At 47.7% G+C, this 728-nt stretch carries 2 protein-coding genes; both read right to left on the bottom strand.

The annotated features are described in order from the left end of the window. Positions 1–348 (bottom strand): ATP-binding cassette domain-containing protein (locus R7Q46_RS26890; protein WP_318078185.1); only part of this gene is annotated, 348 nt, incomplete at its 3' end. After that, positions 345–728: ATP-binding cassette domain-containing protein (locus tag R7Q46_RS26885; protein WP_318078183.1), on the bottom strand; the 384-nt coding region annotated here is incomplete at its 5' end. The genes R7Q46_RS26890 and R7Q46_RS26885, both read right to left, overlap by 4 nt.

Here is a 728-nt window from a genome sequence, read left to right as displayed (position 1 = left end):
AGTTAGATGATGACGAATTGTGTGGGTCGGGTTCAGCGATCCAAAAGGGTCTTGAAACACCATTTGTACCTTACTGCGATAATCTTGAATATCGTGTCGTGAGGTGATGTCATTGATGTTGGTGCCGTTAAATAGAATTTCCCCTTCGCTCGCTGAGTAAACCTTTGTGATTAGCCTTGCACATGTGCTTTTACCGCAGCCTGATTCGCCAACGAGAGCCAATGTTCGCCCAGCGTAAAGATCAAAACTGACGCCTTGCAACGCTCGAAAAGTCTCTTCTTTGGCAAAGCCACCGCCCACAGTGAACTCTTTGATCACGTTTTTCATTTGAATGATCGGTTGACTCATGCTGGTGCTCCTTGTTGCTCTGGCTGCTTGTGAACATCGTGAATATTGGGGAACGAGGCCCACAATTTCTGCGTGTAAGGGTGTTGTGGGTGATTGCGGATCTCGTAAGCGTGATTGACTTCTACGATCTCACCATGGTGCATGATGGCGATGCGGTCGCACAGTTGGCTCATCAAAGCTAAATCGTGGGTGATGAAAAGAACTGAGAAACCAAATTCTTCTCTCAGCTGATAAATTTGTTGCAGGATCTCTCGCTGCACCACCACATCAAGCGCTGTCGTTGGTTCATCCATAATGATGAGCTTAGGGTTTAAAGACAGCGCGATGGCAATAACCAGCCTTTGGCGCATTCCCCCAGAGAACTGGTGCGGATATTCACC

Source organism: Vibrio sp. 811 (assembly GCF_033339195.1).
This window is presented reverse-complemented; position numbering and strand designations above follow the sequence as displayed.